At 67.9% G+C, this 21125-nt stretch carries 25 protein-coding genes; 8 read left to right on the top strand and 17 right to left on the bottom strand.

Annotation, left to right across the window (positions count from 1 at the left end):
* Nucleotides 1–238 precede the first annotated feature (238 nt).
* Nucleotides 239–1222: a tripartite tricarboxylate transporter substrate binding protein gene (locus tag JL37_RS18215; RefSeq protein ID WP_043545995.1), complete on the bottom strand. Its 984-nt coding sequence runs from the start codon at nucleotides 1220–1222 to the stop codon at nucleotides 239–241.
* Between the two features lie 285 nt (nucleotides 1223–1507).
* Between JL37_RS18215 and JL37_RS18210 the strand changes: the two genes are divergently transcribed.
* Nucleotides 1508–3196 (top strand): SulP family inorganic anion transporter, encoded by a 1689-nt coding sequence (locus JL37_RS18210; RefSeq protein WP_197064628.1) that lies wholly within the window; start codon nucleotides 1508–1510, stop codon nucleotides 3194–3196.
* Between the two features lie 13 nt (nucleotides 3197–3209).
* Here JL37_RS18210 and JL37_RS18205 read toward each other — a convergent pair whose 3' ends face one another.
* The 7 genes from JL37_RS18205 to JL37_RS18175 all read right to left on the bottom strand — a co-directional run bounded on the left by JL37_RS18205 (nucleotide 3210) and on the right by JL37_RS18175 (nucleotide 9998).
* Nucleotides 3210–4394, bottom strand: a complete 1185-nt coding sequence (locus JL37_RS18205) for an acetate/propionate family kinase (protein ID WP_043545994.1) — start codon at nucleotides 4392–4394, stop codon at nucleotides 3210–3212.
* A 56-nt stretch (nucleotides 4395–4450) separates the two neighbouring features.
* Complete coding sequence (locus JL37_RS18200) at nucleotides 4451–5395, bottom strand: phosphate acetyltransferase (protein ID WP_043545993.1); 945 nt, start codon at nucleotides 5393–5395, stop codon at nucleotides 4451–4453.
* Complete coding sequence (locus JL37_RS18195) at nucleotides 5395–7770, bottom strand: DUF3141 domain-containing protein (RefSeq protein WP_043545992.1); 2376 nt, start codon at nucleotides 7768–7770, stop codon at nucleotides 5395–5397. Before JL37_RS18195 ends, JL37_RS18200 begins: the two co-directional genes overlap by 1 nt.
* A 184-nt stretch (nucleotides 7771–7954) precedes the next feature.
* Nucleotides 7955–8356, bottom strand: a complete 402-nt coding sequence (locus JL37_RS18190; protein WP_043545991.1) for a VOC family protein — start codon at nucleotides 8354–8356, stop codon at nucleotides 7955–7957.
* Nucleotides 8357–8381: 25 nt separating this feature from the next.
* Entirely contained in the window at nucleotides 8382–9017 is a 636-nt protein-coding gene (yfcF, locus tag JL37_RS18185) for a glutathione transferase (protein WP_043545990.1), read from the bottom strand.
* A 105-nt stretch (nucleotides 9018–9122) separates the two neighbouring features.
* A complete protein-coding gene (locus tag JL37_RS18180) occupies nucleotides 9123–9452 on the bottom strand; it encodes a DHCW motif cupin fold protein (protein ID WP_043545989.1) in 330 nt (109 codons plus the stop codon).
* 60 nt (nucleotides 9453–9512) lie between these two features.
* Nucleotides 9513–9998: a GNAT family N-acetyltransferase gene (locus JL37_RS18175; protein ID WP_043545988.1), complete on the bottom strand. Its 486-nt coding sequence runs from the start codon at nucleotides 9996–9998 to the stop codon at nucleotides 9513–9515.
* A gap of 203 nt (nucleotides 9999–10201) precedes the next feature.
* Here JL37_RS18175 and JL37_RS18170 point away from each other — a divergent pair, with 203 nt between their 5' ends.
* The 4 genes from JL37_RS18170 to JL37_RS18155 are packed head-to-tail and all read left to right on the top strand — an operon-like array spanning nucleotide 10202 to nucleotide 12578.
* The gene (locus tag JL37_RS18170; protein ID WP_043545987.1) at nucleotides 10202–11143 is read left to right on the top strand and encodes a DnaJ C-terminal domain-containing protein; all 942 of its coding nucleotides are present in this window, start codon (nucleotides 10202–10204) and stop codon (nucleotides 11141–11143) included.
* Between the two features lie 2 nt (nucleotides 11144–11145).
* Nucleotides 11146–11463: a chaperone modulator CbpM gene (locus tag JL37_RS18165; protein ID WP_043545986.1), complete on the top strand. Its 318-nt coding sequence runs from the start codon at nucleotides 11146–11148 to the stop codon at nucleotides 11461–11463.
* Nucleotides 11464–11523: 60 nt separating this feature from the next.
* A complete protein-coding gene (locus tag JL37_RS18160; RefSeq protein ID WP_043545985.1) occupies nucleotides 11524–12234 on the top strand; it encodes an AzlC family ABC transporter permease in 711 nt (236 codons plus the stop codon).
* Entirely contained in the window at nucleotides 12231–12578 is a 348-nt protein-coding gene (locus JL37_RS18155; RefSeq protein ID WP_043545984.1) for an AzlD domain-containing protein, read from the top strand. Before JL37_RS18160 ends, JL37_RS18155 begins: the two co-directional genes overlap by 4 nt.
* Here the strand turns inward: JL37_RS18155 and JL37_RS18150 are convergent.
* From JL37_RS18150 to JL37_RS18140, 4 genes are all read right to left on the bottom strand, one after another.
* Nucleotides 12575–13225 carry a DsbA family protein gene (locus JL37_RS18150; RefSeq protein WP_043545983.1) on the bottom strand — a complete coding sequence of 217 codons (651 nt, stop codon included), beginning with the start codon at nucleotides 13223–13225 and terminating at the stop codon, nucleotides 12575–12577. The two genes, JL37_RS18155 and JL37_RS18150, sit on opposite strands and share 4 nt — an antisense overlap.
* Before the next feature lie 101 nt (nucleotides 13226–13326).
* Nucleotides 13327–14802, bottom strand: a complete 1476-nt coding sequence (locus JL37_RS18145; protein WP_043545981.1) for an inorganic phosphate transporter — start codon at nucleotides 14800–14802, stop codon at nucleotides 13327–13329.
* A gap of 95 nt (nucleotides 14803–14897) precedes the next feature.
* Nucleotides 14898–15023: a hypothetical protein gene (locus JL37_RS30990; RefSeq protein ID WP_255352919.1), complete on the bottom strand. Its 126-nt coding sequence runs from the start codon at nucleotides 15021–15023 to the stop codon at nucleotides 14898–14900.
* A 13-nt stretch (nucleotides 15024–15036) separates the two neighbouring features.
* Nucleotides 15037–16161 carry a D-alanyl-lipoteichoic acid biosynthesis protein DltD gene (locus JL37_RS18140; RefSeq protein ID WP_043545980.1) on the bottom strand — a complete coding sequence of 375 codons (1125 nt, stop codon included), beginning with the start codon at nucleotides 16159–16161 and terminating at the stop codon, nucleotides 15037–15039.
* 282 nt (nucleotides 16162–16443) lie between these two features.
* Between JL37_RS18140 and mog the strand changes: the two genes are divergently transcribed.
* The 3 genes from mog to JL37_RS18125 all read left to right on the top strand — a co-directional run bounded on the left by mog (nucleotide 16444) and on the right by JL37_RS18125 (nucleotide 18365).
* Nucleotides 16444–17073: a molybdopterin adenylyltransferase gene (gene mog, locus JL37_RS18135; RefSeq protein WP_043545979.1), complete on the top strand. Its 630-nt coding sequence runs from the start codon at nucleotides 16444–16446 to the stop codon at nucleotides 17071–17073.
* A gap of 81 nt (nucleotides 17074–17154) precedes the next feature.
* Nucleotides 17155–17493, top strand: a complete 339-nt coding sequence (locus JL37_RS18130) for a hypothetical protein (RefSeq protein WP_043545978.1) — start codon at nucleotides 17155–17157, stop codon at nucleotides 17491–17493.
* 5 nt (nucleotides 17494–17498) lie between these two features.
* Nucleotides 17499–18365 carry a peptidoglycan DD-metalloendopeptidase family protein gene (locus JL37_RS18125; RefSeq protein ID WP_052097347.1) on the top strand — a complete coding sequence of 289 codons (867 nt, stop codon included), beginning with the start codon at nucleotides 17499–17501 and terminating at the stop codon, nucleotides 18363–18365.
* Between the two features lie 18 nt (nucleotides 18366–18383).
* Here JL37_RS18125 and JL37_RS18120 read toward each other — a convergent pair whose 3' ends face one another.
* The 5 genes from JL37_RS18120 to JL37_RS18100 all read right to left on the bottom strand — a co-directional run bounded on the left by JL37_RS18120 (nucleotide 18384) and on the right by JL37_RS18100 (nucleotide 20975).
* Nucleotides 18384–18671: a hypothetical protein gene (locus JL37_RS18120; RefSeq protein WP_043545977.1), complete on the bottom strand. Its 288-nt coding sequence runs from the start codon at nucleotides 18669–18671 to the stop codon at nucleotides 18384–18386.
* A 153-nt stretch (nucleotides 18672–18824) separates the two neighbouring features.
* Nucleotides 18825–19088, bottom strand: coding sequence for a translation initiation factor IF-1 (gene infA / locus JL37_RS18115; RefSeq protein ID WP_043545975.1), 264 nt, complete (start codon nucleotides 19086–19088; stop codon nucleotides 18825–18827).
* 505 nt (nucleotides 19089–19593) lie between these two features.
* Entirely contained in the window at nucleotides 19594–20133 is a 540-nt protein-coding gene (locus JL37_RS18110; RefSeq protein ID WP_043545974.1) for an SRPBCC family protein, read from the bottom strand.
* Nucleotides 20126–20491, bottom strand: coding sequence for a helix-turn-helix transcriptional regulator (locus JL37_RS18105; protein ID WP_043545973.1), 366 nt, complete (start codon nucleotides 20489–20491; stop codon nucleotides 20126–20128). The genes JL37_RS18110 and JL37_RS18105 overlap by 8 nt, the downstream gene beginning before the upstream one ends.
* A 52-nt stretch (nucleotides 20492–20543) precedes the next feature.
* The gene (locus tag JL37_RS18100) at nucleotides 20544–20975 is read right to left on the bottom strand and encodes a GFA family protein (RefSeq protein WP_043546975.1); all 432 of its coding nucleotides are present in this window, start codon (nucleotides 20973–20975) and stop codon (nucleotides 20544–20546) included.
* Nucleotides 20976–21125 lie beyond the last annotated feature (150 nt).

Below are 21125 nucleotides of genomic sequence, written 5' to 3'. Positions count from 1 at the left end.
TTGGGGCGGCCCGGCGGCGGGCCGGCCATTCTTGCGCAGGCTGTGGGGATACGCCTCCCAGGCAGGCGTCTGACACCCTGACGGCAAGGCGCTTCGGGCTTGAAGCAGCTTTTCAGGGGTGTCTGACACCAATCGGTAAGGCAATGTCTTTCGCTGGTGTCAGACACCCGGCGGCATCCGCGTAATCCGTACGGTCATTTCGTACGGGTGTCAGACACTGGCCCCTCCTTCCTTTCCGTCACTCCATCTTCGCGCCGGACATCTTCACGATATCCGCATAGCGCGCGATCTCCGACTGTATGAACGCGCCGAAGGCTTCGGGCGTCTGGCCGTCCGGCACCAGCGCGCCCATGCCTTCCATCCGCTTCTTCATCTCGGGATCGGCGACCACGGCGTTGACTTCCTTGTTCAGCCGCTGGACCACGTCCGCCGGCGTGCCGGCGGGCGCCACGATGCCGTACCAGGCGGATGCGTACATGCCGGGCACGCCTGCCTCGGCGAACGTGGGCACGTCCGGCAGCGCCGGCAGCCGCTGGCGCGAGGCGACGGCCAGCGCGCGCAAGGCGCCGGCCTGTACCTGTGCCAGGGAGCCGGTGTCCAGCATCATGTCCACCTGGCCCGCCATCAGGTCCGAAACCGCGGGGCCGCTGCCCTTGTACGGAATGTGCAGCACGTCCACGCCCGTCAGGTGCTTGAACATCGAGCCCGCCAGGTGCTGCGACGAGCCGACGCCGCCGGAGCCATAGTTCAGCTTGCCGGGCTCGGCCTTCGCCGCGGCGATCAGGTCGGCGGCAGACTGGAAGCTCGATTTCTTGGGTACTTCCAGGATGTTAGGGATCTCGGCCACGAACGCGACCGGCGTGAAATCCTTGGCCGGGTCGAAGCCTAGCCGCGAATAAAGATGCGGGTTGGCGGCGTTCGTGGAGCTGGTGGCCATCAGCAGCGTATAGCCATCGGCCTTTTCACGGACGAAGGCGGCGGTGCCGATATTGCCGCCCGCGCCGGCCTTGTTGTCCACGATGACCGTCTGGCCCAGCTTCTCGGTCAGGCGCTGCGCCAGCATGCGGCCCAACGCATCGGTGGCGCCGCCCGGCGGCCAGGGCACGACCAGCTTGATCGGACGGTCGGGGTAGGTTTGCGCGGCGGCGGCGGGGGCGATGCCGGCGGCCAGCGCGGCCAGCGCGAGCGCGCCGCCGGCGCGGCGCAGGAAGGCGAAATGCATGGGGTCTCCAGGAGTGCCGGCCCGTAATCCGCCCCATGCGCATGCGCGGGCGGGGAGCCGATTTGGTCTACGGATGCGGCGAAAGCCGCTTTTCTTATGCAGGCGACTCTACGCAATGGTCTCGCTTCCGAAAAGGGATAAATATTGAAGTAAATTGATTCCCTGAGGGAATATTGATCGCGGCCGCTTGATCGGGCGCATCTGCAAGGCGCAGGCTTGGTGTAGGCTTGGCCCACGCTCCGCGCGCCCTGCGGAATCCCGCTATCCCGATACGTCCGCAGCATCATGAACCTACGCCTGTTTCCTGGCCTGAACAACCTCCGGGGCTTGACCCGGGAATCGGCGCGGCGCGACGTCATGGCCGGGCTGAGCGTGGCGGCCGTGGCGCTGCCGGTGGGGCTGGCCTACGCGGCCATGATGGGCGTTCCGCCCGTCGCGGGCCTGTGGGCGGCCATTGCCGGAATGCTGGGCTACGCCGTGTTCGGTTCCTCGCGCACGCTGATCGTCGGGCCCGACACGGCGACCTGCACCCTGATCGCGGCCACCCTTACCGGAATGGCGCTCACCACGCCCGAAGACCGCCTGGTGGCGGCGACGGGCATCGCCCTGACCGTGGGCGTCGGCTGCCTGATCGCCCGCGTCCTGCGCCTGGGCGTGCTGGCCAACCTGCTGTCCCGGCCCGTCCTGATCGGCTACATGGCTGGCGTGGCGGTCACCCTGGCCATTTCCCAGTTGAGCGGCCTGACGGGAGTTGGGCTGCGCAACAGCGGCCTGGTGCATCCCTTCCTCGAATTGTCGCGCCGCCTGCCCGAGATCCGGATCCCCACGCTCATCCTGGGAGTGGCGTCCTGCCTGCTGCTGGTGGTGCTCAAGCGCAGGCGGCCGAACCTGCCGGGCCCCATCCTGCTGGTGGCGGGATCCTGCCTGGTCTCGTGGGTCTTCGACTTTCCCAGCCTGGGCATCGCAGTGGTAGGCGACGTGCCCGCCGGTTTGCCGGCGCTGAGCCTGCCGGTGCGGCTGGAGGGCGTGGACGGCATTCTGATGGGGGCGGCCGGGGTGCTCGTCGTGAGTTTTTCCAGCGGCATCGTAACGGCGCGCAGCTTCGCCGCGCGCACGGGCGAACACGTGGATCCCAACCGCGAACTGGTGGGTTTCGGCGCGGCCAATGTGGCGGCGGGGCTGTTCCAGGGCTTCGTAGTGACCGGCGCCGATTCCCGCACCGCGGTGGGGCTGGTCGCCGGCGGCTCGTCGCCTCTGGTCAGCGTCAGCGCCGCGGCCGCGCTCGCGATCGTGGTGGGCCTGCTGAGCGCGCCGCTCTACTGGCTGCCGCAGGCCGTGCTGTCGGCCATTTTGCTGCTGGCTGCGGTCAGCCTGTTCGATGGCAAGGCTTTCCTGCGCTTGGCCCGCATTTCGCGCATCGAACTCGCCTTCGCCGTCCTGGCGGCCGTGGGCGTCATCGGTTTCGGCGTGCTGCAGGGCGTTGCGGTTTCGGTGGGCGCAACGCTGCTGTACGCGATGTACGTGTCGGGCAATCCGCGCGATGCGCTGCTGGGCCGGTTACCCGGCGAATCGGTGCTGGGCAAGCTGCACCTGAACCCGGACGCGCGGCCGGTGCCAGGCACGGTAATCTGGCTGTTCGAGTCGTCCGTATGGTTCTTCAATGCCGACGCATTCCGCCGGCGCGCGCGCGAAGTGATGGACCAGGCGGCCGGCGCGCAGTGGTTCGTGCTGGACGCGGAGGCCATGACCCAGGCCGACGCAGACGCGGTCGAGGCCCTGTACGAACTCAAGCGCGAACTGGACGCCCGCGGCATGGCCCTGCTGGTCGCGGGCGGGCATGGCCAGTTCCGCACGGCGCTGGAGCGGTCCGGCCTGGTGAAGAAGATCGGGCGCGACAAGATCTTCGGCAGCCCCGAGCAGGCCGTCGAGGCCATCGAGCGCTGGCGCCAGGCGGCGCCTGCCACGCTGGGCTAGAGCCCCCGCGGGGTCACCGCTGCTTCACCAGCGCCAGCGTGTGCTGGGCGATGATCAGTTCTTCATTGGTGCGCACCACGTAGACGCCGATGCGGCTGTCGTCGCTGGAAATGCGCGGGCCGTGGCGGCCGTTGCGCTCCGGGTCGAGCTTGATGCCCAGCCAGCCCCAGTGTTCGCTGATCGCCTGGCGGATTTCGGCGGAATTCTCGCCGACGCCGGCGGTGAAGACGATGGCGTCCACGCCGTTCATGGCGCAGGCCAGCCCGATCATGCCTTCGGCCACGCGCCATGCGAAATACTGCAGCGCAAGCCTGGCCGACGGCGAGTCGCTGGCCAGCAGTTCGCGCATATCGTTGCTGATCCCCGACAGGCCCTTCATGCCGCAGTCGTGATACAGCATGTGCTCGATCTCGTCATGGCTCATGCCGCGTTCCATCATCCACAGCACGATGCCCGGATCCAGGCGGCCGGGACGGGTGCCCATGGGCAGGCCTTCCAGCGCCGTGAATCCCATCGTGCTGTCCACGCTCTTGCCATGCTGCATGGCGCAGGCGGAAACGCCCGAACCCAGGTGGGCGGCGATGATCTTGCCCATGGCGATGTCCGGCAGCGCCTGGCGCAGGCGCTGCGCGATGTATTCGTAGGACAGCCCGTGGAAACCATAGCGGCGCACGCCTTCCCGGTACAGGCGTTCCGGCAGCGCGTAGCGGTCGGCCAGGTCGGAGTGGCTGCGGTGGAAGGCGGTGTCGAAGCACGCCACTTGCGGGATCCAGGGCCGGCGTTCGCGGATCACGCGGATCGGCGCCAGGTTGTTCGGCTGGTGCAGCGGCGCCAGGGGCGTGAAGGCGTCGAGCTTCGCCAGGATGTCGTCGTCCACCAGGACCGGCTCCGCCAGGTCGGGGCCGCCATGCACCACCCGGTGCCCGACCGCCAGCGGCGCTCCGCCCAGGTGGCCGCTCAGCCAGGTGCCGACCACTTCCTGGGCGTTGGGCACGTCGGGCGCATGGCTGGGCGAGATCTCGCGCTCCACCAGGGTCTGGCCTGCCGCGTCGCGCACCCGCAGCCTGGGGTGGGACGTGCCGATGCCTTCAAGCTGGCCCCCCAGGCGGGGGGCCAGTTCCTGCTCGCCGTCGATGTCGTACAGGTAGAACTTGATGCTGGAACTGCCGGCGTTGATGACGAGAATGGTGTCGGCCATGGCGCTGTGATTCCGGTTTGGGACAAATCGCGTAAGCGGGTAGGGGGACCCATGCATCAGGCGAGCGGACGGGCCTGCTCCTGGTTCAGGTGGTGCGCGTAGATGGCCGCCACCGCGCAGGAGGCCAGGCGCGATCGCGGGCTGTCGGCGCGGCTGGTCAGGATGATGGGCACGCGCGCGCCCAGCACGATGCCGGCGGCTTCCGCATTGGCCAGAAAAGTCAGGTTCTTGGCCAGCATATTGCCGGCTTCCAGGTCCGGCACCACCAGCACCTGCGCGATTCCGGCGACCGGGGAGCGGATGCCCTTGATGCGGGCGGCATCGGGGCTGATGGCGTTGTCGAGCGCCAGCGGGCCGTCCAGCAGGCCGCCGGTGATCTGGCCGCGATCGGCCATCTTGCACAGCGCGGCGGCCTCGATGGTGCCGGGAATGCTGGGCGTGACCTGCTCCACCGCCGACAGGATGGCCACGCGGGGCTCGCCCAGGCCCAGGCCGCGATGCAGGTCGATCACGTTGCGGATGATGTCGGCCTTGGTTTCCAGGTCGGGGAAGATGTTGATGGCGGCATCCGTGATGAACAGCGGCTCCGCGTAGGTCGGAACCTCCATGATGAACACGTGGCTGATGCGCCGGCCGCTGCGCAGCCCCGTGTCGCGCGCCACCACTTCGTGCATGAGTTCGTCGGTATGCAGGCTGCCTTTCATCAGCAGCGTGGCCTCTCCGCTGCGCACCAGGGCGACCGCGCTCTCGGCGGCCGCGTGGCTGTGCGGCGCGTCGACGATGCGGGCGTTGCCCAGATCCAGCCCGTGCTGGGCTGCGGTCGCGCGGATCTTGAGCTCGGGGCCCACCAGGATCGGCTGCAGCAGCCCCAGGTCCCTGGCTTGCAAGGCGGCGGAGAGCGAAGGCTCGTCGCAGGGATGGGCGATGGCGCACGAGGCGGGCGCCAGCGTCTGCGCGCGCGCAATGAGCTTGTCGTAATGCGTGGACGCGGGCAGGGTCATCAGGAGGCCGCCTTGGTGGATTTGCGCGCCGCGCGCGCGGGAGCCTTGGCGGCGCCGCCCTTGGCGCCGGAGGGCGAGGCCGCCTTCACGGGCTTGGCCGTGGCGGCGGGTGGTTTGCTCTTGGCGGCGGCTGCCCGCGCGGGCCTGCGAGCCGTTGTCGCGGCAGGCGCCGGCGCCAGCGCCTGCTCGCGCTTCTGCGCGCGGCGTTCGGCGGATTCGAAGATCCGTTCCATTTCGCCCAGGCTTTCGCGCGCCGCCTCGCTCAGCGGTTCGGCGGCTTCCAGCACGCGCTTCATGGTGTCCAGCGTTTCGCGGATGGCAGCGGACGGCGAGTCGTCGAGCAGGCGCGGCATGGCCTGGATGGCGGCGGCCGAATCCAGCGTCATCATCAGGGCCTGGTCGCGGGTGACGTCCTTGAATTCCTGCAGGGTCAAGGCATTGTCGGACTCCGCCCGCATCTTGCGGATCAGCGCGAAGCTGCGCTCGTCCAGGCCGCCTTCAGCGCCGGATACATACAGCAGCATGCGGATCGCGGCGACACGCAGGCCGCCTTCCTGCAGCAGCGAACGCAGTTCGGCCGCGCGCTCTTCCATGAAGCGATGGTGTTCGGGCGATACGCCTGGATGCTTGCGCGGCGGGCCGGAACGCGCGCCCAGGCCAGCCATGTCCTGCACCACGGGCGAACCATACACGCCCATGAAGGTGCGCTCGTCGGCCGAATCGCGCAGTTCCTGCCAGATGTTCAGGCTGGTCTCGATCAGGTTCGAGAACATTTCCTGCGCCAGCAGGAACGGGTTGGAGGGCGAGACGGGCTGGCGGTGCTCGCGCACCTGTTCGGCCACCTGGGCGATCGGCGCGATCACGGGGTTGCGGTCCGAGATCAGCTCATAGGGCAGGCGCAGCGGATGCAGGCGCTGCGCCCATTCCGCGGATTGCGGCGTCACCATGGCGCGGACCCAGGGCTGCACGAAGCTGCGGTACATGCCCAGGTTGATATCGGAGATCCGGGCCACGGCGGCGAAGCGGCGGTCGTCTTCTTCCCTGCGGTCCACGATGGCGCGCACGTCGTCGAGCCTGCGCTGTTCGAACGACAGCACGTAGTTGCCATAGGCCAGGTCGGCGTTCTGCGTGTCGGGCGTCTTGTCGGCGATCTCGGCCTGGTAGATGCCCGGCGGCAGCACGTCGATCATGTCGATGTTCGACGTGAATTCCTGGTGCTCCTTGCGGGCCACGCTGCCGGACACGAAGATGCCCAGGTGGCCGATGCTCTCGTGCACGGCATAGACGATGGTCTGGCCGTGGGCCAGCACTTCGGCTTCGTCCTGGTAGAGGTCGGGAATCCAGCCCAGCGCCTGCGGCGGAGGCGTGATGTTGTCGCCCTTGGAGCAGAACACCACGATGGGCGAACGGATGTTGCGCAGGTCGATGCGGATGCCGTCGGACGTCACCAGGCCGGCCGTCGCCAGACGGTTGCCGACGAACAGATTGTCGACGATGTACTGGATCTCGGGGCCGTTCAGGAAGACGTGGCCACCCCACCATTTCTCGAAGCTCAGGTAGCGGGCGGACTCCGTGTCCACCTTGGAGTACAGGTTGTACTGCTTGGACCACAGCGTATTCGCCGGATTCAGGTTTTCGAAGTTCTGCACCAGCCAGGCGCCGTCGAATTTACCGTCGCCCAGGTCGCTGGTCATCGCCGTGAGCCAGCTGCCGCCCAGCAGGCCGCCGGCATAGCGCATGGGATTCATGCCGCGCCAGCCGGCCCAGTACGAGAGGGGCGCGCCGGCGACGATGATCGGGCCGAAGAGCTCGGGGCGGACCGCGGCCGTCATCATGATCTGCCAGCCCGCCTGGCAATTGGCGACCACCACCGGCTTGCCTTCGGCGTTGGGGTGCAGCGCGATGATTTCTTCCAGGAACCGGGCCTCGGCCATCATCACGTCTTCGACGGTCTGCGTGGGCATGGGTTGCGGCAGGAAGGTCGCGAAGTAGCAGGGATGGCCGGCGCGCACCGCCACGCCGATTTCGCTTTCGGGCTTGAAACCGCCAATGCCCGGGCCGTGCCCGGCGCGCGGGTCCACGACGAGGAAGGGGCGCTTGATCGGATCCGTTTCCACGCCCGCGGGCGGCTTGATGCGCAGCAGGCCATAGTTGACGGGGCGAGGCAGGCAGCGGCCGTCCAGCACCAGCTCGAATTCCATGCTCAGCACGTTGGGCGCGCGCTTGGCCATGTGCTCGTGATATTGGTTGCCGCGCTGGCGCATTACATCGGCGTAAAGCACGCCGCGCTGCCAGGCGTCCACTGCATATTCGTAGGCGGCCGTCCAGGGGTTGAAGGACGGGGCGGGGACGCGATCGTTGCCGGATCCGGCCATGGCGATCTCCTTGTAGTAGCTTCCGGCGGCGGTAGCCGCCAAGCCGATCCCGAGTGGAACCGGCCAGGTTGACCCCACCATTACACCGCAACTGATGTTGCGCTGCAACATCGGAGGGGCTGATCTCCGTCAAGCTTGTCGGATTCGCCCGTCCCTTTTTTTGTTTCCGGCTTTGCCCGCGGCTTCAGGCCGGACCGTGGAAGACGGCTTCGATCCGGTTGCCGGCAGGGTCCAGCAGGAACGCGGCGTAGTACTGCGGATGGTAGTGCTCGCGCAGGCCAGGCGCGCCCTCGTCGCGCCCGCCGTGCGCCAGGCCGGCGGCATGGAAGGCGTCCACCGCGGCGCGGTTGGGCGCCTTGAAGCACCAGTGGCGGCGCGCGCCGGCGGCGTCGACGGCGCCGCCGCTGGCGAACACGGAAAGATAGCTGTGCTGGCCGCTGCCGGGGCCGCAGCGTTCGCCGTAGCCGAGCGCATCGGGGCGGTCATAGACCTTGCCGGCGCCCAGCGCTCGCATGACGGCATCGTAGAAGGGCCGGGCCGGGCCCAGATCGGGCACGGTGATGGAAACGTGATCCAGCAGTTGCATCGGGCCCTCCGCGGAATCGAGCCGGTCAGGGCCGCGCGGCGGCGTTGTGCTCCAGCCATTTCTGGACCGAGGACCGCTGCCACTGGCCTTCGGCGTAGGCGCGCAAGGTCTCGGGCAGGTCGTCCTGGGACAGGCGCTTGAGCATGACCGCCAGGTCCGTGTCCGCGATGCACCATTCGTCGAACAGACAGGCGCGGCCCGCGCCCACCAGGCTCTCCGCGACCCGGACGAGCTTGGCGGCGGCGGCATGGGCGGCGTCGGACAGCGGTTGCCCGGCGGCGCCGTAGAACACGGTTTCGGTGGGGCGCTCCTGGCGCAGGGCGGCCAGGTCGCTGCGAAGCCAGGCCTGCAGTTGGCGGGCCCGGGCGCGCGCGCGGAGATCGCGCGGGTACAGGGCCGCGTGCTCGGGCGCGGGAAAGGCCTCGTCCAGGTATTCGGCGATGGCGCTGGATTCGGTCAGGTGGAAATCCTGGTGCGTCAAGGCGGGCACCCTGGAAGTCAGCGCGCGCGCCTGGTAAGGCTGCATGCGTTGTTCGCCGACTTCGAGGTCGATCGGGCGCACCTCGAACGGCAGCTGCTTTTCGGTCAGAGCCACGTAGGCCGACATGGCGTAGGGGCTGAGGAACAGGGAATCGACGAATAGCGTAAGCGGGGCGCCCAAGTGTGGTCTCCGGTCAGGCGGGTGATAGGCGGCGGGGCGTCGCGGCGCGAGGCCCCGCATGGGCCAAGCGTAACGCAACTGCCGCCCGCCTGTCGCGTGGGGGCGTCAATCCACGATGAAGAGCTTGGCGCCCGTGGCGGTGGAGGATCGGTGGGGCTCGGCCTGGTCCGCGACCTGGTAGCTCATTCCGGGTGTCAGGACGAACTGGCGCCCGTCCTCGAGTTCGGTGTGGAGCTCGCCTTCCAGGCAGAAAAGAATGTGCCCCTTGCTGCACCAGTGATCCGCCAGGTAGCCGGGGGTGTATTCCACCATCCGCACCCGCAGGTCGCCGAACTTCCGGGTCCGCCAGTAGGCCATGCCGGTCTCTCCGGCGTGCTCGGTGCGTTCCACTTCAGCCCAGTCGGTGGTGCCGAAAGGGATATTGCTCATCTTCATGGTCGATCCTGCATCGTGGTCCGGGCGGAGGCGCCCGGCAAAGAATGGATACTACGCTACTCAGGCAGGCAGCTTCTTCTGCCAGAACATGGCGCGGCCGGTGGCGTCGTCCAGCGCATAGCCCTCGAAGCCGAGCTTGCGGTACAGGCCTTGGGCGACGGCATTGCCTTCCAGCACTTCCAGCGTGATCTTGCAGCAGCCGAGCTGGCGCGCCCGGTCTTCCAGCGCGGACAGCAGCGCCTTGCCCACGCCCGATCCCTGGAAGCGGGGCGACACGCCCAGGTCATGCAGGTTGAGCAGCGGGCGGCACGCGAAGGTGGAGAAGCCTTCGAGGTAGATCGCCACGCCCGCGGGTTCGCCGTCGACCCGGGCCAGCAAGGCGTGAGCCGTGGGGCGGCGGGCCAGCTCTGCGATGAGGTGCTGCCGCGCGTAGCCGGACAGCGGGGCGCCGCCGCCCATGGGGCCGCTGGCGTATTCGTCCAGCATGGCCAGCACCTGGCGGCCATGCTCGGCGTTGTTGAAGTCGGCGTCGATGATTTCCAGCACGAGATCGTTCCTGTTTGTTCGTATTCGTTCCGCGCGGCGCGCCAGGACAGGCCGCCGCCGCGGCTGCAACCGGACATTATGCGCGATGCGTCCGGCTTGGCAATGCGCATTGAAAAAACGGTCCGCAACCCCTATCTTCTTGATATTCAAGGCCGAATCCCGGCGCGATCCCGGGCGGCCGCAACCCTTGCAAAGGGCGGAACATGGAGTTCAAGGACTATTACGGCATTCTAGGGGTGGAGCGGGGCGCTTCCGAAGACGAGATCCGGCGCGCCTACCGTAAGCTCGCCCGCAAATATCACCCCGACGTCAGCAAGGAAAAAGACGCCGAAACACGCATGCGCGACGTCAACGAAGCCTATGACGTGCTGCGCGACCAGGAAAAGCGCCTGGCCTACGACAATCTGGCCGAGGGCGTGTCGCCCGGGGGCGGCTTCCAGCCGCCGCCAGGCTGGGACGAAGGCTTCGAATTCCATCGCGGCGCGGCTCCGGGCGAGGAGGCGCAGTTCAGCGAGTTCTTCTCGTCGCTGTTCGGCGGCCGCGGCCGCCACGGCCGGGCGCAGCAGCAGGAATTCCGCGCGCGCGGCGAAGACCATCACGCCGCGATCGAGGTGGACCTGGAAGACGCGCTCAAGGGCGCCACGCGCGACATCAGCCTGCGTTCGATGAAGATCGACGACCAGGGCCGTCCGCAGATGCAGACCCGCACGCTCAGCGTGAAGATTCCCGCCGGCGTGCGGGAAGGCCAATTCATCCGCTTGGCGGGCCAGGGCATGCCCGGGTACGGCGGGGGCGAGAACGGCGACCTCTATCTGGAAATCCGTTTCAAGCCGCACCCGCAGTACAAGGTGGACGGCCGCGACCTCTACATGACGCTGCCCGTGGCGCCCTGGGAGGCCGCGCTGGGCGCCAGCGTCAAGTCGCCCACCCCGGGCGGCATCGTCGAGGTCGCCATCCCCCCTGGGTCCGGCAATGGCCGCAAGCTGCGGCTGCGCGGGCGCGGAATTCCGGGCGACCCGGCGGGCGACCTGTACCTGGTGCTGGATCTTGTGCTGCCGCCGGCCGACAGTGAGGCCGCCAAGGCCGCCTACCGGCAGCTGCAACAGGACCTGCCCTTCAATCCGCGGCGCCACATGGGGGTCTGATCATGAAGAAGCTTGTCATTACCAGCGCCACCGTCGTGGGCAAGACGCAGCCCCTGAGCGCCGACGACCTCGCCCGCGCCTGCGGCCAGGAAGTGGAGTGGATCGTGCGGCTGGTCGAAGTGGGCATCGTCAACGCCAGCGGGCGCCGGCCCGCGGATTGGCGTTTCTACAGCGTGGACCTGCAGCGCGCGCTGGACGCGCGGCGCCTGGAGCGGGATTTCGGCGCCAGCCTGGACGCGGCGGCGCTGATCCTGGACCTGAGCCAGGAAGTTCGGCGCCTGAAGGCGCAACTGCGCGTGCTGGGGGCCGACGAGACCTAGCCGCGCGCGGCGGATGAGTAAACTAGGCGCTTGCCGCAACACCGAACAAGCGAAAGAACCTTGGAGTCCTCATCCGCCCCGGCGCCCGCTCTTGCTGGCGCCCGCATCGACGGCCTGAAGTCCTGCCTGCCCGTCATGATCGGCTACTTCCCGGTGGCCGTGACCTTCGGCATCGCCGGCATGGCGGCCGGCCTGGCTCCCCTGCAGGTCATCCTGATCTCCGTGCTGGTCTACGCCGGCGCCAGCCAGTTCCTGTTGCTGGCCTCCATCAAGGCGGGCACGCCATGGCTGTGGGTGGTGGCGCTCTGCTCGCTGCTCAACGCCCGCCACCTGCTGTATGGTCCGCTGCTGTCCCGTTTCCTGCCCGCCGGGCTGCGCGGCCGCCTGAAGATCGCATTCCTCCTGACCGACGAAGTATTCGCCACGGCGTTCAACCGCCTGCAGGCGGTGGACCCCGCGCGCCGGCAGGGCTGGATGACCGCGCTGGGGCTTGGCGCCTGGCTGACCTGGATCGCCGGCACCGCGGTCGGCGTCTATGCCGGAGACGGGCTGGAACGCCACTATCCGATGCTGTCGCAGGTGATGCGCTTTGCGCTGCCGGCGCTGTTCATGGCCCTGGTCTGCCAGAGCGCCAAGCGCGGCATGGGCCTGCCCATCGTGGCCGCGGTGGCGGGGGCGGGCGCCGTGGCCGCCATGGGACACACCAGCGCGGCCATCCTGGCCGGCGCCGTCATCGGCTGCGCCGCTTACCGCTTGAGGAGGTCCGCATGAATACCGACGGACTGGGTTTCTGGGGCGCGGTGGTCGCCATGGCCGTGATCACCTATCTGACGCGCGCGCTGCCTTTCATGCTGTCCGAGCGCAGCCGCCTGCTGCGCCATCTGTCGCGCGAAGGGTCGGCGCTGGCCGCGCTCGGGCCCTCCCTGCTGGCGGGGATCGCCGCTGCGGTCATCGTGCCCGACCTGTTGGAGGCCAGTGAGCAGGCGGCCCGGATCGGGCCGTATGCGGGCGGCCTCGTCGTGACCGCCGTGGCGGCGCGGCTGGTCAGCAACACGGGTGTCGCCGTGCTGCTGGGCATGGCCGGTTATGGGGTGCTGCTGGCCCTGGCTGCCTAGGCGCCGATGCGGGCCCGCAGGTCCGCTTGCCATTGTTCGGGGCGGCCCAGGTAGCGGGACGGCTCCAGCAGTTCATAGGCGCCGCCGCGTTCCAGCGCCAGGGTCGGGAAGCCGGTGCCGCCCAGCCGGGCCAGCAGTTGCCGGCTGCCCGCGATGTGCGACGCGGTTTCGGCGCCGCGGGCCGCCGCGTAGGCGGCGTCGAAGGCCGCGCCGTCCAACCCGATATCGGCCGCCAGCGCCGACAGCACGGCCGGGTCCGCAATGCGCAGGCCTTGCACGTAGTGCGCGCGCTGGATGCGCTGGAGCAGTTCCGGCCCGCGGCCGTCCAGCGCCTGCGCGGCGAGGATGGCCGTAATGGGCGGTTCGGAATCGAACACTGCGCCGGTATCGCGCAGCAGCCCGTCGAAATAGTCCTCGCCGAAAGGCTGGCCCGTCAGGCTGGCGATGCGTTCGTCGTGCGGCATGACGTAGCGGCGCAGCGCTTCGGTCACGGGCTGGCGATTGCCGCCCGCCATCATGCCGCCGCCGTGGAGCGCAATGTCCAGGCAGGCAATGGCGCGCGCGGACTGCAGCAGCGGCGCGGCGCCGTAGCACCAGCCGCAGAGCGGATCGAAAATGTAATGCAGGGTGGGATTGGGAGTAGCCATGGCGCCATGGTAGACGCAGGCCGCTTCCGGTGTAAGGCTGGCGCGGTAGCCAGAGTGTTGCGCCGGCCGTGCGGATCGCCCGCACGGCCAGGGGGCGGACGTCAGCCCGCGATCTGCACGCCGATCCAGAACAGGCCGGCGGCCAGCAGCATCGAAGCGGGCAGGGTCAGCACCCAGGCCATCAGGATGTTGCGCACCGTGCCGCCATGCAGGCCGGTCTTGTTGGCCACCATCGTTCCGGCCACGCCCGAGGACAGGACGTGGGTGGTAGACACCGGCAGGCTGAATACGTTGGCCAGCCCGATGGCGCCCATGGCGGTCACCTGGGCGGACATGCCTTGGGCGTACGTCATGCCCTGCTTGCCGATTTTTTCGCCCACCGTCAGCACCACGCGGCGCCAGCCGACCATGGTGCCCGCGCCCAGGGCCAGGGCGACCGCCACGATCACCCAGAAGGGCGCGTATTCGGTGGTGGCGGTCAGGTCGGCGCGCAGGCGCTGGAGGTCCGCGCGTTCGCGGGCCGGCAGCCCTTCGACGCGGGCCACCTTCTTGGCCGTGTCGTCCAGGCAGAGCAGGTAGCGGCGCACCGAGATGCGCTTCTCGGCCGGCAGGTCGGCGTAGTTGGACACGCCGTGCAGATCGACCTGCAGCGCCGCGATGGTCGGCATGGTCAGCTCGGGGTCGCAGCGGAAGTTGCGGGGCAGCTCGGTGGTCGAGTCGTGGCGCTTGAGCGCCAGGTAGTCGCCCAGCATCGCCTCGTTGCGCTGGTAGAACACGTTCAGGTGATTGGCGGCGTCGCGGGTGCGCTCGATCTGGTACGTGGTGCTGTTGGTGTCGAGCACGAAGTTGGCGGGCACGATGCCGATCAGCACGAGCATGATCAGGCCGATGCCTTTCTGGCCGTCGTTGGAGCCGTGGACGAAGCTCACGCCCATCGCGGACAGGACTAGGATCAGCCGGTTCCAGAACGGCGGATGCTTCTTGTTGTCGAGGGCGCGGCGCTGTTCGGGCGTCTTGTGCATTTTCGACAGCGGCAGCCAGCGCCGCAGCACCAGGAGCAGGCCGCCCGCCACCAGGAAGCCGGCCACGGGCGACACCACCAGGGACAGGCCGATGTCGATGGCCTTGCCCCAGTTGACGCCGTCCGCCAGAGGCAGGTCGGTGATCAGGGCATTGGCCAGGCCCACGCCAAGGATCGAGCCGATCAGCGTGTGCGAACTGGAAGCGGGGATGCCGAAGTACCAGGTGCCCAGGTTCCAGGCGATGGCCGCCGCCAGCATGGCGAACACCATGGCCAGCCCTCGGCCCGTGTCCACGTTGATCAGCAGTTCCACCGGCAGGAGGTGGACGATGGCGTAGGCCACGCCGACGCCGCCGAGCAGCACGCCCAGGAAATTGAATATGCCGGACAGCACGACCGCCAGGTGCGGCGGCATGGCCTTGGTGTAAATGACCGTTGCCACGGCGTTGGCCGTGTCATGGAATCCGTTGATGAATTCAAAGGCCAGGACGAACGTCAAGGCCAAGACAAGACTGAGGCCTACCCAAAGGTCTAGGCCGTGGAAGAGGTCGAACATGGAGGCGGGGAGAGGTTCCGGCGAGACGCTGATTATTGCAGATTTGTGACCTGTCACTGGTTGCGTGCGGCTACCAAATGAGGGCCCCTCAGGTCTCAGAACTTCGAATACTGGAACTCGATCTCCATCGGTTTGCCCAGGTTGGCCGACGTGTCGGCCTGGATCAGCATGACCGCCAGCAGGCCGAGATACAGCAGGCAAAGCCACAAGGTTTTTTTCATTGGATCCGTCCCTTTATGGCCGAAACACTTCGGCGATCCGCTGGTTGACGCGCAGCCAGCCCAGTTCGCCCAGGTGCTGGACGTCGCGCAGCATGCCCACTTCGAAGGGCGCGCCGTACATGTCCATGCAGCGCATGGCGTAGCGCCTGCACAGCGCCGCGACTTCGCGCTGCACCGGCGTGAAACGGTCCAGGTCCTTGAACACCAGGGGATGCAGCGGCTGCATGACGAACAGCGCCTCCACGCCGTGCCGGCGCAGCAGCGCCATCAGGGCGGTCAGTTCGCGCAATTCGTCGCGGCCGGTCAGCGGCTGGGGCAGATAGGCCGTCTTGCCGCCTTCGGGAACGGTCCGCAGGTATTTCTGGAAGAAATCGTCCCGCACCGCGTAGGGGTTGCCCGCCATCAGCGCCTGTTCCGCGCCTTGGGCCTGGTTGGCCAGGGCGTCCCAGTCCACTACACGGGCGGCGGCTGCCGGTCCCTCGCGCTCCCGTTCCGGGGCGGGCGCCGCGTGGGCTGGCGCCCACAGGTCGACCAGGCGCTGGCGGAAGACGTAGGCCTGTTCGGCCGCCATCGACCAGGCGACACCCGCGTCGCCCTTGGCTTGCAGCCAGCGCAGCACCTCGGCCCGGCCTTCGGGCTGCCTGAGCAGCCGGGGCAGCAGCGGATTGGCGTGCTCCTTGAATTCGTCCGGGCCCAGCCCGCCATCGCCATCGAACCAGCCCGGCGACAGCATGACGACCACGCGGGAGGCCGGCGAGAGATCGTCTGCCAGCGCCGCCAATACGAGCTGCATGCCCAGGGACTGGAAACCGGAATGGCCATAGGCCAGCACCGGCATCTGCAGTTCGTCGGCCAGGTAGCGGTAGGGCACGAAGCGCAGGTCGTTGCTGGTCAGCTCCGACGAGCCCAGGATGACCAGGCGGTCTCCCGTGCGCAGGGCCTGGCTCAGGCGGGACAGGTTGCGGGTCTGCTCATGCAGCGTGTTGCCCAGGTTGGGGATGTAGATGCCGGGCGCGGCGACGGGCACAGGTTCGGTCTTCAGGGCCAGCGAATGCAGGGCGCCCCATCCGGCGGCCGCGGCGGCGGCCAGGGCCAGCGCCGCCGCCAGCGCGTGCTGCCGGAGAGTGCGTTTGTTCATTCGGGAGAACCAAAAAAGCGCGGACGCCTTGCGCGTGGATGGGATTGTTAGCGGATGTTAGCGAGCGGCCATGGCCCGAACAAGCGCGGAAATGCGGGGCCATGGCCGATTCGCTTTTTCGCCACAGGGCGGGATCGTGCCGACGGCGGAGGCGGCCGCCATTTCCCCGGGGAAAGAATGCGATAGCATCGTCCCTGCGGGCTTCTTCTGGATTTCCATGATTGACCGCGCCACACGCCGTGCTCGCGGCGCCCCACAGTCCCATTCAATGATTGCGCAACCATGACCTCCACACGTATCGTCCGCAGCCATCCCGATAAACTGATCGTAGGCCTGGTGTCCGTTTCCGATCGCGCTTCCAGCGGCGCCTACCAGGACCAGGGGCTGCCCGCGCTGCGGGAATGGCTGGGCGGCGCGCTGGCTTCGCCCTGGCAGGGGGTCGACCGGCTGATCCCCGACGAATCCGCCCGCATTTCCGAGGCGCTGATCGAGCTGGTGGACGGTTGCGGATGCGACCTGGTGCTGACCACCGGCGGCACGGGCCCCGCGCGGCGCGACGTCACGCCCGAGGCGACCCTTGCCGTCGCCACCAAGGAAATGCCGGGCTTCGGCGAGCAGATGCGCCAGATCAGCCTGCGCTTCGTGCCCACCGCCATTCTGTCGCGGCAGGTCGCCGTCATCCGGGAAACCGCGGACCATGCCGCGCTCATCGTGAACCTGCCCGGCCAGCCGAAATCCATCCGGGAAACGCTGGAAGGGCTGAAGACGGAAGACGGCGCCGTTTTGGTGCCGGGCCTGTTCGCCGCCATTCCCTATTGCATCGACCTGATCGGCGGGCCCTACGCCGAAACCCGCCCGGAGGTCATCGAGGCGTTCCGGCCCAAATCGGCCCGCCGCGCTCCCCGGGCCTAACGGCCGCGGGTCCAGCCTCATGCGCTGCGCTATAGTTGGCCGCGCGTTTTCAATTTCCACCCGATCGAGAGTTCCATCGCCATGAAGGTCCGTACCGTCCTGTCCCTCACCGTCCTGGCCGCGTTGACGGCTTGCGCCAACGTCAAAGACGTGCGCGACCGCGACCCCGTCTTCTACGGTTCCAGCCAGCGTTCGGCCGAGGATTACACGAACTGCGTGGCGGAATCCTGGAAGAACCTGGGCGTGGATTTCCAGCGGAAGGAGGTGCGCAACGGTTTCGAGCTTATCGTGCAGGGCAGCATGGGCGTGGAAGCCGTGCTGACCACCACCCACTGGAAGGGCAAGACGGAAACGCGCCTGTCGACGCGCATCGCGCGCCGCGACCAGACCATTATCGAGCCGGCGAACCTGTGCCTGTAAGCGCCATGTTCCGCCGCCGCGACGTGTTGCGGCTCGGCCTGGCTGCCGCGGCCGCCAGCCTGGGCCTGCCTGCCCTTGCGCAGCAGGAAGGCTATATCACGCGCAAGCTCAGCTTTCCCGTTCCGGGCGGCGTCGCTGTCCTGGGGCTCGGCGACGCCGAGCGCGCCCCGGAAGTCACCTTCCTGGGGCGGCGTGTCCTGGTCGTGCGCGAAGAGGGCAGGCAGTGGATCGCCGTGGTCGGCATTCCGCTGAGCGTGAAGCCGGGCGAGCAGCAGGTGTCGGTCACCGATGCGCAAGGCCAGCGCAAGCTGTCCTTCAAGGTCGGCGCCAAGGAATACGCGGCCCAGCGCATTACGCTGAAGAACCAGCGCCAGGTCGAGCCGAATCCGGACGACCTGAAGCGCATCGAGCGCGAAATGGCCGAGCAAAGCGCGGCCAACCGCGGCTACCGAGCCGGGGTCACGCCCAGCAACCTGCTGCTGGACCGGCCGGTGAGCGGCGGGCGGCTGTCGAGCCCGTTCGGATTGCGGCGCTTCTTCAACGGCCAGGAGCGCAATCCGCACTCGGGGCTGGACTTCGCCGTGCCCGCGGGCACGCCGATCAAGGCGCCGGCCGCCGGAGTGGTCGTGCTGGTGGGGGATTACTTCTTCAATGGCAAGACGGTGTTCCTGGACCACGGCCAGGGCTTCGTCAGCATGTTCTGCCACATGTCGGCCATCGACGTGAAAGTCGGCGACGAACTGCCGCGCGGCGGCCTGGTGGGCAAGGTGGGGGCTACGGGGCGGGCAACCGGCCCGCATCTGCACTGGAACGTCAGCCTGAACGACGCCCGCGTGGATCCCGCCATTTTTATCGGGGCCTTCAAGCCCTGAGTCCCCGGCGGCCGCGCCTCAGGCGGGCGCGGCCTGCAGCGCGATCCGCTGCAGCACGTGCTGGTGCACGCGTTCGGCGTACTCCATCTGCTGCCGCACGTGCAGCTGCTGGGCTTCCTGTTCGTCCAGGCAGTTGTCGTATTTGGTCTTGGCCTCGGCGTACGTCAGGCCGGTATTGCGCAGGCTGTTGATGAACGCCTCGCGCGATTGGTGGAGCAGGCGCAGCCCTTCCTCGCCCTTCGCGAATCGCCTCCGCGCCAGGGCAAGCTCGTCAGCGGCCGCTTGCAACTCTTGTGTCAGGTCCATCTTGCATCGTGCGCGTCCCGCGGGATCTCGCGCGTGGCGGGGGCGCCATTCGTCCAGGTGCGGGCGCTTCACGCATAACGGCATATTGCCGTGCGGCTTAAGGCCCGCGAGCGGGGCAGGGAGCCGGCAAGGCGCCGGCCCTGGAGCCCTGGCTCAGCGGCGGTACTGCTGGGGACGCGGCGTGGAGGGCGCGCGCTCGTCCTTGTGGCGGAAGTTGATGCGGCCCTTGGTCAGGTCGTACGGCGACATTTCCAGGGTGACGCGATCGCCGGCCAGGATGCGGATGCGGTGCTTGCGGATGCGGCCGGAGGCGTAGGCGCCGACTTCGATGCCGTTGTCCAGCTTCACGCGGTAGCGGCTATCGGGCAGCACTTCGTCAACGATGCCATCCAATTCGATGAGTTCTTCTTTAGCCATTTTCTACTCCTATCAATACGCGCAGCCATGCCGGCGGCATGGCTCGCCGCGGAGCGGCAAGCGCGTTGGACTCAAATAACCAGGTCCAGCGGTTTGAACGTAAAACGTCCGGGCAGGCGCGGGTAATGGGCCACGGCATCCCAAGCGGATGTCTGAAATGACGGATACTCGCGCCGCGAGGGCAATGTGCGCGCGATGCGCGGCTTGGTCGCGGCGGCGCGCTATGCGCGAGTCGCCGGAAGAAGCGGGTTGGAGCGTTATTGCAGTGCCGGATGGCGCTGCGCTTGGTGCGGCGACGCCTCTTGCGGCGGCAGGCTTCGTCCTGGAATGCCGGACACGTCCTGAAGGGGCCTCACAGTATTGCCCTGAGGCGTTACAGGTTGGCGACGCAGAATGACCGAAGCCCGGTTTTCGCGGAGAAATCACGGACTTATGTTACTGCAAAGCGCAGTGATTAGCCAGTATTTATGCGCCGCCACGCCATGATAGTTGCTGCTGGACGACTCTAGCGCCTGGGAATCCGCGACTGGTATTCGCCTTCCACCCGGCCCAGGACGGACCAGAACGGCCCGGGCGCGCGCCCGGCCAGGCGGGCCTCCAGCACGCCCAGGTGCACATGCCAGCCGCCGGCCACGTCCACCATGCCATCGCGCGAGGCGAGCTTGCGGTGCGTCAGCACCAGGCGGGTCTCCTGGCCTTGCGGAGAGAGCTCGAACGTGACTTCGGAAGGATGGCCGGGCGAGCCGCCCCACGTGAATGCGAGCAGGCGCGGGGGCTCGCAGCGGGTGATCACGCCTTGCGTGGTGACGCCGCCTTCATAGGGCTTGTAGGCGTCGGGGACGGGCTCATCCACCGAGGAAAGCTCGGCATGCACGAAACGCAGCGTGACGCCGCCGCCTTCGCGCAGGTCCATGTCGCCGGAAGCCAGCCAGCGGCCTCGCTTCTCCGATTCGGTCAGGAAGGCCCAGACCTCCTCGACGCTGGCGGGCAGTATGCGGGTGAAGCGGATGGAGGTGGGGTCGAGGACGACGCCATGATCAGTCATGCTGTTCTCCTGGGGACGCGGCCGGGGACCGGCTGGCGGCGAGCGCGGCTTCCAGCGCGCCCAGCCTGCCCGACCAGAATTGCTCATAGAAACGCAGCCATTGCATGGCCTCGGCCATGGGTTCGGGATTGAGGCTGCATACATGCGTGCGGCCACGGATGGAGCGCCGGACGAGGCCGGCGCGTTCCAGGGCCTGCACATGCTTGGAGGCGCCCGCGAAGCTCATGCTGTGGGGCGCGGCCAGTTCGCCGATGGTCTGATCGCCCTGCGCCAGGCTGCGCAGCATGTCGCGCCGCGTGGGATCGGCCAGCGCGCGAAAAACGGCATCGAGGACGGGGGAGGGCATTGATTCAACCATGGGGTTGAATATAGGCCTGCCCTCGTTGAAATTCAACCGAGCGGTTGAGTTTTTATGTAACGGCCTGCGAATGGTGCTCTTCCACGGCCCCGTATGCGTCCGGGTATTGCGGCAGATCGTCGGTGATGTCGAACCACGGAGCCTTGCTGGCCACGTGGCAATGGGCGGCCGGCTTCACGCCCGGGTCGTCGTCCAGGGCGCCCAGCGGCAGGCCGTAGACGTCGGGGGTCTGGTCGAAACGGCTCAGCAGCGGCGTGCCGCAAGCCTCGCAGAAGCCGCGATAGCTGCCCGGGGACGAGCAATACCAGGTGACGTGGTTTTCCCCCCGAGTCCAGGCGAAGTCCTTGGATTGGACCGTGGCGCGGCTGCGGAAGGCAGCGCCGTGCGATTTGCGGCACATCGTGCAGTGGCAGTTGAGGGCGTTGGTGAGCGGGCCGGTGATCTCGTACGCAATGCGGCCGCACAGGCAGGAACCTTTGATCATGATGAACGCCTGGCTGTTGGGGAATAGCTTCAATATACCCGCGGCGCGCGCGGCGGGGTGCCCGTCTTTATGACGAATGTCTTTCAGTGCATTGCGGCGTCCCTGATTTCCGCCGGATCATTCGGCCACCCGGGTCATCGTGCTGTCATG

The sequence above is a fragment of the Achromobacter sp. RTa genome, assembly GCF_000757485.1.
Lineage (GTDB): Bacteria > Pseudomonadota > Gammaproteobacteria > Burkholderiales > Burkholderiaceae_B > Achromobacter.
Note: the sequence above shows the minus strand (reverse complement) of the source record. Positions and strands in the feature narration are given on the sequence as shown.

Coding starts and splice junctions, on each gene's coding strand:
- JL37_RS18180 (WP_043545989.1), bottom strand. CDS start 9,452: ATGAAGATGAGCAATATCCCTTTCGGCACCACCGACTGGGCTGAAGTG.
- JL37_RS18215 (WP_043545995.1), bottom strand. CDS start 1,222: ATGCATTTCGCCTTCCTGCGCCGCGCCGGCGGCGCGCTCGCGCTGGCC.
- JL37_RS18100 (WP_043546975.1), bottom strand. CDS start 20,975: ATGATCAAAGGTTCCTGCCTGTGCGGCCGCATTGCGTACGAGATCACC.
- infA (WP_043545975.1), bottom strand. CDS start 19,088: ATGGCTAAAGAAGAACTCATCGAATTGGATGGCATCGTTGACGAAGTG.
- JL37_RS18205 (WP_043545994.1), bottom strand. CDS start 4,394: ATGGCCGACACCATTCTCGTCATCAACGCCGGCAGTTCCAGCATCAAG.
- JL37_RS18130 (WP_043545978.1), top strand. CDS start 17,155: ATGAAGGTCCGTACCGTCCTGTCCCTCACCGTCCTGGCCGCGTTGACG.
- JL37_RS18165 (WP_043545986.1), top strand. CDS start 11,146: ATGAAGAAGCTTGTCATTACCAGCGCCACCGTCGTGGGCAAGACGCAG.
- JL37_RS18210 (WP_197064628.1), top strand. CDS start 1,508: ATGAACCTACGCCTGTTTCCTGGCCTGAACAACCTCCGGGGCTTGACC.
- JL37_RS18105 (WP_043545973.1), bottom strand. CDS start 20,491: ATGGTTGAATCAATGCCCTCCCCCGTCCTCGATGCCGTTTTTCGCGCG.
- JL37_RS18110 (WP_043545974.1), bottom strand. CDS start 20,133: ATGACTGATCATGGCGTCGTCCTCGACCCCACCTCCATCCGCTTCACC.
- JL37_RS18195 (WP_043545992.1), bottom strand. CDS start 7,770: ATGGCCGGATCCGGCAACGATCGCGTCCCCGCCCCGTCCTTCAACCCC.
- JL37_RS18150 (WP_043545983.1), bottom strand. CDS start 13,225: ATGGCTACTCCCAATCCCACCCTGCATTACATTTTCGATCCGCTCTGC.
- mog (WP_043545979.1), top strand. CDS start 16,444: ATGACCTCCACACGTATCGTCCGCAGCCATCCCGATAAACTGATCGTA.
- JL37_RS18140 (WP_043545980.1), bottom strand. CDS start 16,161: ATGAACAAACGCACTCTCCGGCAGCACGCGCTGGCGGCGGCGCTGGCC.
- JL37_RS18200 (WP_043545993.1), bottom strand. CDS start 5,395: ATGACCCTGCCCGCGTCCACGCATTACGACAAGCTCATTGCGCGCGCG.
- JL37_RS30990 (WP_255352919.1), bottom strand. CDS start 15,023: ATGAAAAAAACCTTGTGGCTTTGCCTGCTGTATCTCGGCCTGCTGGCG.
- JL37_RS18190 (WP_043545991.1), bottom strand. CDS start 8,356: ATGCAACTGCTGGATCACGTTTCCATCACCGTGCCCGATCTGGGCCCG.
- JL37_RS18155 (WP_043545984.1), top strand. CDS start 12,231: ATGAATACCGACGGACTGGGTTTCTGGGGCGCGGTGGTCGCCATGGCC.
- JL37_RS18120 (WP_043545977.1), bottom strand. CDS start 18,671: ATGGACCTGACACAAGAGTTGCAAGCGGCCGCTGACGAGCTTGCCCTG.
- JL37_RS18170 (WP_043545987.1), top strand. CDS start 10,202: ATGGAGTTCAAGGACTATTACGGCATTCTAGGGGTGGAGCGGGGCGCT.
- JL37_RS18125 (WP_052097347.1), top strand. CDS start 17,499: ATGTTCCGCCGCCGCGACGTGTTGCGGCTCGGCCTGGCTGCCGCGGCC.
- JL37_RS18145 (WP_043545981.1), bottom strand. CDS start 14,802: ATGTTCGACCTCTTCCACGGCCTAGACCTTTGGGTAGGCCTCAGTCTT.